At 71.5% G+C, this 9,313-nt stretch carries 8 protein-coding genes; all 8 read right to left on the minus strand.

The window, feature by feature from the left end; all coding sequences use genetic code 11:
• Positions 1-557: hypothetical protein (locus H5J29_RS11135; RefSeq protein ID WP_220187262.1), on the minus strand; the 557-nt coding region annotated here is incomplete at its 3' end.
• Between the two features lie 63 nt (positions 558-620).
• On the minus strand, positions 621-1,739 hold the full coding sequence (locus tag H5J29_RS11140) for an NAD(P)-dependent alcohol dehydrogenase (RefSeq protein WP_181780860.1): 1,119 nt from the start codon (positions 1,737-1,739) through the stop codon (positions 621-623).
• Positions 1,740-1,827: 88 nt separating this feature from the next.
• Positions 1,828-3,021, minus strand: coding sequence for a cytochrome P450 (locus tag H5J29_RS11145; protein ID WP_181780861.1), 1,194 nt, complete (start codon positions 3,019-3,021; stop codon positions 1,828-1,830).
• Positions 3,022-3,078: 57 nt separating this feature from the next.
• Positions 3,079-3,267 (minus strand): ferredoxin, encoded by a 189-nt coding sequence (locus H5J29_RS11150; RefSeq protein WP_181780862.1) that lies wholly within the window; start codon positions 3,265-3,267, stop codon positions 3,079-3,081.
• A 16-nt stretch (positions 3,268-3,283) separates the two neighbouring features.
• Positions 3,284-4,783 (minus strand): aldehyde dehydrogenase family protein, encoded by a 1,500-nt coding sequence (locus H5J29_RS11155; RefSeq protein ID WP_181780863.1) that lies wholly within the window; start codon positions 4,781-4,783, stop codon positions 3,284-3,286.
• 117 nt (positions 4,784-4,900) lie between these two features.
• Positions 4,901-7,228 (minus strand): ATP-binding protein, encoded by a 2,328-nt coding sequence (locus H5J29_RS11160; protein ID WP_181780864.1) that lies wholly within the window; start codon positions 7,226-7,228, stop codon positions 4,901-4,903.
• Between the two features lie 436 nt (positions 7,229-7,664).
• Positions 7,665-8,123 (minus strand): MaoC family dehydratase, encoded by a 459-nt coding sequence (locus tag H5J29_RS11165; protein ID WP_181780865.1) that lies wholly within the window; start codon positions 8,121-8,123, stop codon positions 7,665-7,667.
• 1 nt (position 8,124) lies between these two features.
• Positions 8,125-9,027: an SDR family NAD(P)-dependent oxidoreductase gene (locus H5J29_RS11170; protein WP_181780866.1), complete on the minus strand. Its 903-nt coding sequence runs from the start codon at positions 9,025-9,027 to the stop codon at positions 8,125-8,127.
• Between the last annotated feature and the right edge of the window lie 286 nt (positions 9,028-9,313).

The following is a 9,313-nucleotide window of genomic DNA, read 5'->3' on the forward strand; positions in this document are numbered from 1 at the left end:
CCGAACCACAGCAACAGGCTGAACGCGAACGCCACGAGGGACGCCGCGAACAGCGCCGGATCGCGGGTGTACAGGAAGCCGCCGCCCGGGGCCATCATCCCGACGCCGAAGGCCTGCTTCGCGGGCGGCGCCTTGGTCACGACGGCGGCGAGCCCGGCGATCTGGGCGCTGCCCAGGACCGCGAGCAGTCTCCGCTGCCGGGCCCGCGAGAGGGGCCCGACCGGGTGCTCGGCGATCGGGATCTCCAGCGACCGTCCGAGCGGGTCGTCCGCCCAGCCGCGCTTGTCCGCCACGGGCTGTTTGACCCCGGCGACCAGGGCTGTGACCAGCGGCGCGATGATCGGCGTCCAGCTGCTGCGGCCGACGGCGGCCACCGCGGCGAACACGCCCCCCAGCTCGGCCGGGGCGGGAGCGGGACGGCCCTCGCGGGCGGCCGTCAAGGTGTCGGTCACGGCGCGGGACACAGCGTCCCATCCGTGCTCGCGCGCGGCGGTACCCGCCGCCGACACCAGGTCGACGAGCGGGTCCGCGGCGGACAGGCGTGACTTCTTCGTCATGGAGGACTCCAACGAGGCCGGGTGGGTCGCGGGGAGCGCGACCCACCCGGTGGGGCGGACGGGTCAGCTCTGGTCGAACAGCAGCACCGGCTTGATCGCCGTGCCGTCGCGGGCGTCGGCCGCCGCCTGGTTGATCTCGCTGAACCGGTAGGTCTTCACCAACTTGTCCAGCGGCAGCCGGCCCTGCCGGTAGAGCGTGGCCAGCAGCGGGATGAACGTCTCCGGGTCGGAGTCGCCCTCCGTCACCCCGACGATCGAACGGCCGACGAGCAGACCGGTGTAGTCGAGGGCGATCTCGGTGCCGAGCGGCGCAGCACCGATCGCCGCAGCGGAGCCGAAGGTGCCAAGCGCCTCCACCGCGGTACGCAGGACTCCCATGTTCGCCGTGGTGTCGATGGCGTAGTCGAGTCCGGCGCCGCCGGTGACGTCGGCCAGGACCTTCGCGACGTCCTCGTCCTCGGAGTTGATAGTGCGGGTGGCGCCGAGCTCCGCGGCCAGGGACAGCCTGCTCTCGACGCGATCCACGGCGATGACCTCGGCGAGCGGGTTGAGCGCCGCGGCGGCGATGGCCGAGAGGCCGACCGCGCCGGTGCCGAACACGGCGAGGGTGCTGCCAGCGGGCGGCTTGAGGATGTTCAGCACGGTGCCCGCGCCGGTCTGCACGCCGCAGCCCAGCGGCGCGACAAGCTCCAGCGGCAGGTCTGAGTCCACCTTCACGACGCTGCGCTCGTCCGCGACGGCGTGCGCGGCGAAGGAGGACTGCCCGAAGAACCGGCCGCCGAGGGCGGTGCCGCCGCGGCTGACCGTGGCGCTGCCGTCCGCGCGGACCCCCCCGTTGAACATGTTCGCGGGCACCCAGGTCGTGCAGTACGCAGGGTGGCCGGACCGACAGTGTCGGCAGCTGCCGCAGGAGGTGAAGGACAGGGCGACGGAGTCGCCGGGGACAACCCGGGTGACCGCGGAGCCCACGGCCTCCACGATGCCTGCGCCCTCGTGGCCGAGCACTCCGGGCAGCGCGAACGGGATGTAGCCGGCGTGCACGCTCAGGTCGGTGTGGCACAGACCGGCGGCGACCATCTTGACCAGGACCTCGTTGGGGCGCAGGTCGTCGAGCTCGACCTGCTCGAGTGTGAAGGGAGCACCCGGCGACTCGACGACGGCGGCGGTGGTCTGGGTGGGCATGGGCGTGTCCTGTCTCGGGCGGGGGCGGATCGGAGGGGTGGCCGGCCCCGACCGGGGCGGGGTCGGGGCCGGCCGGGACCGGGGTCGGTCAGGAGATGCGGACCCGGTAGGTCGAGGGGCCGCGCGTGATGCTGTTGGGGATCCAGGTGGGCGCCTCGACCAGCTCGATCGACGACACCTTCTCGGCGAGCGCCTTGAACAGCGCGTGGCCCTCCATCGAGGCCAACGTCCGGCCGGGGCAGGTGTGCACCCCGTTGTCGAACGCCATCGTGTCCACCGGGTTGCGCGCGGCGTCGAAGCGGTCCGGGTCCGGGTAGTGCCGCTCGTCGCGGTTCGCCGAGCCGTAGGAGTGCAGGACCCGCGAGCCCTCGGGGATGGTGATGCCCTCGATCTCGACGTCCCGCGTGGTGACCCGCGAGAAGAACTGGGCGGGTGACTCCATCCGGATGCCTTCGAGGAACGCGCTCGGCACCAGCTTGTGGTCGTCCCGGACGGCCTGCCACTGGTCCGGGTTGACCGCCAGGAGCCACAGCGTGGCGGCGACGGCGTTGATCGTGGTGTCGAGACCGGCGTTGGCGTAGCCGATCATCATCGTGACGGCTTCCTCCTGGGTGATCTCACCCTTCTCCGCCGCGCCGTACACCACGCGACCGAAGCTGTCCGGGAGCAGCTTGTCGACCGAGGCGTTGTTGATCAGGTACTCGAGCTGTGCCTGCGCACCGGGGAGCGACGCGGTCTGGCGGTCACCCAAGGGCCCGGCGAAGTTGAAGCTGCCCTCGGCCCAGCCGAGGATCTTCTTGCGGTTCTCGTCCCGCGGGAAGCCGACGAGGTCCATGACGACGTTGACCGGCAGCCGGTGGGCGAAGTCCGTCACGCCGTCGAACTCGCCCTGGGCGAGCAGCTCGTCGACGATCTCGTGGGCCTGCACGTCCAGGTCTCCCGCGACCTTCCGGACGAACTTGGGCCGCAGGGCATCGTCGAAGACCTTGCGGATCGTGCGGTGGCGCGGCGGGTCCATGCAGAGGATGGAGTCCTTCCACGCCTCGTTGGCGATGGGGTTCAGCGCGACGCCCTGGGCGGAGCTGAAGGTCTCCCAGTCGTTCAGCGCGGTGCGAACCTGGTCGTAGCGGAACAGACCGAAGAGGTCGTACTTGCTGAGGTAGACGACCGGCGCCAGGTCGCGCAGGTGGCGGTAGTGCGGGAACGGGTCGAGCAGGACCTCGTCGGAGAACAGGTCGAGGTCGGTCGAATAGGTGGAACGCGATGCCTCGGTGGTGGTCAACGTCGATCCTTTCGGGTCTCGCGTCCGGCAGGGCACTGCCGGGTCGGGTGCTGGAGCTCAGGTGGTCTGGACGGCCTGCATCGGGCAGGAGCGCTCGGCGAGCGCAGCCGCATCGGTCAGGTCTCCGTCCACGTCCGCCCGGAGGATCACGGGGTCGCCCTCGTCGTCTAGGTCGAAGAGATCCGGAGCGGACTGGACACAGACCCCGTAGCCCTCGCAGCGTCCGCGGTCGATGTCGATGTGCACTACTGGACTCCCGTCGTCACAGTCCGATCAGGACGGACTTGGTCTGCAGGTACTCGTCGAGGCCCTCGGGCCCACACTCACGGCCGTAGCCGGAGGCCTTGTAGCCGCCGATCGGCATGGCGACGTCGAGAACGCCCCACCCGTTCACCCAGACCAGCCCGGCCTGCAGCGCCGCGGCGACCCGGTGGGCACGCTTCACGTCGCCGGTCTGCAGGCCGGCTGCCAGGCCGTACGGGGTGTCGTTGGCCAGGCGGACCGCCTCCTCCTCGGTGTCGAACGGCTGCACCGTCAGCACCGGTCCGAAGATCTCCTCCTGAACGAAGGGGGAGTCCTGGGCGACGTCGGCGAGCACGGTCGGGCGGGCGAACCAGCCACCGGCGGACTCCTCCGCGCCGTCCGCGCCGGGGCCCAGGACACGGACCCCGTCCGCCTTCGCCCGACGCAGGAAGGACCGCACCTTCTCCAGGTGCCGTGGCCCGGTCATCGGGCCGATCACGGTCCCCTCGTCGAAGGGGTCGCCGACGGGCACGTACGCCGAGGCCGCCGCGATCGCCTCGACGACCTGTTCGTAGACGGGCCGCTCCACGAGCAGCCGGCTCCCCGCCATGCAGAACTGGCCGGTGTTGTAGACGAACCCGTTGATCGCGGTGTTCACCGCGGCCTCGATGTCGGCGTCGGCGAAGATCAGGTTCGCCGACTTGCCGCCGAGCTCGACCGTGACGTGCTGCAGGTTCTCCCCCGCTCGGGCCGCGATCGTGCGGCCGACCGCGGTCGAGCCGGTGAAGGCGACCTTGTCGATCCGCTCGTCGTTCGCCAGCGCCTGCCCGGCCTCGCCCCCACCGGTGAGGACGGTGAAGACGCCCGCGGGCACTCCCGCCTCCCGGAGTACGTCTGCCATCAGCAAGGCCGTGAGCGGGGTCTCCTCGGACGGCTTGTGCACCACCGCGTTCCCGGCGGCCAACGCCGGGGCGATCTTGGAGACCGACAGCACCAACGGGAAGTTGAACGGCGTGATCGCCGCGACGACGCCCAGCGCCTCGCGCCGGGTGTACGCCATCATCGGGGCGCCGGTCGAGCGCACGGAGCCCTCGATCGAGCCCGCAAGAGTGCCGTAGTACTCCACCATCTCCGCCGCGGTGGAGACGTCGATCATCCGGCTGAACATGATCGGCTTTCCGGTGTCGAGAGATTCCACGCGAGCGAACTCCTCGCTGCGCTCGCGGATCAGACCGGCCGCACGGATCAGCACCCGGCCGCGCTCCCGGGCGGGGAGCCCGGCCCAGACGCCGGAGTCGTGTGCGGCCCGGGCGGCCCCGACCGCCTGCTCGACGTCCGCGGTGGTCGCCTCGGCGACCGTGGTGATCTCGGCGCCGGTCGCCGGGTCGTACACGCTGCGGCGGTCGCCGCCCGAGTCCACCCACTCGCCGCCGATGAAGAGGCGGCCGGGCTCGACCTTCACGCCGGCCCGCCCGATGCCGTCGGCCGCAGTGGGCTCGGCGTTCGCAACAGAGGTCATCGTTGTCCCTACGCTCGTGGTACGCGTCACAGGGGACGTTCGCAGCGGGGGCCAACCGGTCTCTAGGGGTGAACTACCCCACTCCGTCACCCCATGCGTTGGGAGCCCGTGCGGGTGTCACGGCCGATCGTGCTGGGCCATCCAGGTCGCGACCTGCGCACGGTTCGACACCTCGATCTTGGCGTAGAGGCGCTCCGTGTGACCGTCGACGGTCCGGCGGGACAGTACGAGCTCGTCGGCGATCGCGCGGTTGGTGAGGCCCTTCGCGATCAGCTTGGCGACGTCGTACTCGCGCGGGGTGAGGACGTCGGCCGCGGTCCCGCCCGGGGCCGTCTGTGCCGAATCGGTCACGGGCTCGTGAGCCGGGGCGGTGCCGAAGGTGTCCGAGTAGCGCCTGCCCTCAGCCAACAGGTCGCGCAGCTCGGACGCCGGGAGGGCCACGGCGACGATCTCCCGGCACTCCGCTGAGTGCCGGGTGAAGACGGGCCCGAAGCCGTCCACGTTCGCGCCGAACGCCTGCCAGATCGCCTCGGCCGCACCCAGCCTGCGGGCCGCGTCGTCCGCTCGGCCCTGGGACGCCGCGATCCACGCCAGGAGCTCGACGCCCAGCACCGTGCTCACCTGGTTGCCTGCGGGGGTCAAGGTCAACCCTTCGAGGGTGAGGTCGGTCGCGACGCGGTCGGGATCGCCGACTAGCCAGTGGTCGAAGGCCAACGCCCACAACGCCTCCGAGCGGGCCCAGGTCTCCCCCGCCGCCGCCGCGGTGGTGATCGCCCGCTCGCACGCCTCGCGGGCCCGTCCGCTCTGCCCGTCGTGGGAGAGCGCGACGCTGAGCTGGAACAGGCCCCACAGTTCCGCGGCGGTGTCGCTCGCGGCGAAGACGGCGGCGATCCCCGCCTCGAAACGAGGTACGGCGCCGTGCGGGTCACCACTGAACAACGTGCCCGTCCCCCTGAGCAGCTCGGCGTACCCCCGGAGATGGGGGTCCTGGGCGGCCTCGGCGATCTCCGCGCACTCCTCGGTGCGCGCGTCGGCGACATCGCGGTCGCCCTGCACGTGGGCGATCCACGCGGTGACCCAGAGGGCGTGTCCACGTAGCACCGACCGCCCCGGCGCTGCGACGAGTGCCTGGTCCATCCGCCGCCGCCCGGTGGCGAGAAACCCCCCGAGCAGCCAGTGATACCTCAAGGCCACGGCGAGGCGCAGCGCCATATCCTCCTCGCCGCGGGTGGCCACCGACCAGTCGAGAGCAGCGCCCAGGTTGTCGTGCTCGGCGCGCAGCCTGCTCAGGATCTCGGCCTGCTCCGGGCCACACCAGGCGTCGGCCGCGCGTTCGGCGATGTTCAGGTAGAAGTCGCGGTGCCGACACCGCAGCACCTCGTCCTCACCCCTCGCGACGAGCATCTCGCGTCCGTACTGACGGATGGTCTCGAGCAGTCGGTAGCGAGCCCTTCCGTCGCCGGGATGGACGGCCACCACGGACTTCGCCACCAGGTCGTCGAGCAGGTCCAGGACGGACACGTCGTCGATGTCCTCGTCCGTGCAGATTCCCTCGACCGCGTCGAGGTCGAACGTCCCGGGGAAGATCGAGAGACGAGCCCAGAGCAGCTGCTCCTGCTCCGAGCACAGGTCGAAGCTCCAGTCGATCAGCGCGCGCAGGGTCTGCTGGCGGCTCAGGGCGGACCGGCTCCCCCGCGACAACAGGCGGAAACGGTCGTCGAGGCGCCCGACGATCTGCTCGACAGACAGACTGCGCAGACGCGTCGCGGCGAGCTCGATGGCCAGGGGCAGGCCGTCGAGCCGGGAGCACAGCCGGGCGACGGCTTGGGCGTTCGACGCCGAGAGCTCGAACGACGGCTGCACCGCCGTGGCACGGTCGAGCAGCAGCGCGACCGACTCGTAGCGCTTCATGTCGTCGGTGTGCAGCGGCCCCTCCGGGTCGGGCACCGGCAGCGGGGTCACGGGCATGACCTGTTCGCCGGAGATCCCGAGCGGCTGGCGACTCGTCGCCAGGACCCGGATGCCCGCCACCTCGTGCGTCAGCTGGTCGACGAGCTGCGCGCACGCGTCGATCACGTGCTCGCAGTTGTCCAGGACGATCAGCAGGGACCTGTCCCGGAGGTGGTCGACGAGCTGCCGCTTCGCCCGCCTGCTCGACTGGTCGGTGACCTGCAGCGCCGCCGCCACGGTGTCGGCCAGCCGGCTCGGGTCCTCCAGCGGAGCGAGGTCGACCATCCACACACCATCGGGGAAGGCACGCCGGGCCAACGCGGCCGCCTGGATCGCCAGCCGGGTCTTGCCGACCCCGCCCGGCCCGGCGAGTGTGAGCAGCCGTGAGGCCTCCATGCGTCGCTTGACCTCGGCGAGCTCGCCGTGACGACCCACGAAGCTGCTGGTGGCCGTCGGCAGGTTGCCGCGGGGCCGCGCCGCCCTCTGCTCCTCCATGAGGCGGTAAGACTGGCACGCGACCGGGACGTTTTCGAGCCCGAGCACCTGTTTCGGAGGCCTCTCGCGCAGGTTCACGACGAATGACGTAGACGCGGTGGGACATGCCTCCGGACGGGTCCGGTCATTCGTGAGTCACCTCGTCGTCAGATCGTCCTGACGTCGGGTCCGTCGCGGTCGCGGACGCGCGGCGGGCCCTGGGAGAGGAAGCGAGGAGACGATCGGCGTGGCGGGACCGTCCACGGGCGGCAGGACGGCGGCCGAGTTCGAGGGCGAGGTCGAGGCCCTCGCCCCAACGCCGTCCGGCTCGGTCACATCCTCGGTCGAACGTGAATCCATGGCGCCGACCGGAGCTCCGCTGGGGTTCCTGAAGACGACGGCGCCGCCGGTCCGAAGACCGGCGGCGCCGGGGAGAGTGCGTTCCGACCTGCTGGGTTCAGATCAGCTGGCGGGTCAGGAAGGTGACCACACAGGCGGGTTTGGCGGCGCCCTCGACGCTGATCGTCATGGTGATGGCCAGCTGCAGGCCGCCCTTCACCTCGGTCACCTCGTCGAGCACCGCGGTCGCCCGGACCTTGCTGCCGACCGGGACCGGGGACGGGAAGCGGACCTTCTCGCAGCCGTAGTTCACGACCAGACTGAAGCCGGTGATCTCGAGGATCTCCGGCAGCAGCCGCGGCACCAGGGACAGGGTGAGGTAGCCGTGGGCGATCGTGCCGCCGAAGGGGCCGTCCTTCGCCCGTTCAGGATCCACGTGGATCCACTGGTGGTCCCCGGTGGCGTCGGCGAACTTGTCGACGGCCTCCTGGGTGATCTCGTACAGGTCGCTCTGGCCGAGTTCCTCACCGAGCGGGAGGGCACGGACGCCGTCGACGCCGTGGGCGGTCCTGGGCATGTCAGTTCCCTCCGAGGTCGAGCGGGGCGGGCAGGTACTCGGGCAGCTCGCCCTTGAGCGGGCCCGCGAAAGCCTCGGCGACCGCGTCGGGTGTCCAGCCGCCCACGTGGAACTGTTCGGCGACCTCGCTGGGGTGGGTCCACAGGGCGATCCGGTCGCCGCCGGCGGCGATGGCCTGCCCGGTGACCTCGGCCGACGCCCCGGACGCGAGGTAGACGATCACGGGCGCGACGTCGTCCGGGGAGCCGAGGCCACGGCGGCGGACGCTCTCCGGAATCGGCTCGCCCCGGTCGACGGCGTCGACGAGCTCGCCGAGGCCGGGGATCGTGGCGACCATGCGGGTCAGGGCGGTCGGCACGATGGCGTTCACCGTCACGCCGATCTTGGCGTGCTCGGCCGCCCAGGTGCGCATCATCGCCACGATCGCACCCTTGGAGGCCGAGTACGCCGTCTGGCCGAAGCTCGCCCGCTGCCCGGCCGGAGACCCGACCAGGATCAGCCTGCCGCCTTCGCCCTGCTCACGGAACCGCGCAGCCGCGGCGCGACCGCAGGTGAACGTGCCCCGCAGGTGGCTGTTCACCACGAGGTCGAAGTCCTCGTCCGTGGTGTTCTTCAGCGTCTTGTCCCGCAGCGCACCAGCGTTGGTGACCATGACGTCGAGCCTGCCGAACTCGCTGACGGCCCTGTCGACCAGTGCCTGCGCCATCTCCGCACCGCCGACGGCGCCGACTTCGGCGACCGCCGACCCACCCGCGTCGACGATCGACTTCGCGGTCTCCTCGGCGACGTCCCCGTCGAGGTCGTTGACCACCACGGACGCGCCCGCCGCGGCGAGCGCCCGGGCGTAAGACCGGCCCAGGCCGCGGCCCGATCCGGTGACCACGGCAACCCTGCCGTCGAGCATGTGTCCTCCTCGTGCGCCTGTCAGCGCCCTCGTGTCCGCTCGTCCGCGCGGGCGACGACCTCATGATGCCGACACCGCGCACCACACCCGACGCTAGAGATGCCGCGCCCTCACGGAATGCCGCCGATGACGGCTCCCCCGGCCGCTTCCGTCGTGCGTCAGCTACGTCATTCGTCGCGGAGCGGCGCCAGGCCTGGGGTCGGACCAGGCCCCTGGCGCACGGGCCTGGCCCGGGGCGGAGAAGGTCCGGGACCACGAGGCGAGCTTCGCCGAGGACCGGGCGATC

Origin of the sequence: Pseudonocardia pini (assembly GCF_013870575.1) — a bacterium.
Classification (GTDB): Bacteria; Actinomycetota; Actinomycetes; order Mycobacteriales; family Pseudonocardiaceae; genus Pseudonocardia; species Pseudonocardia pini.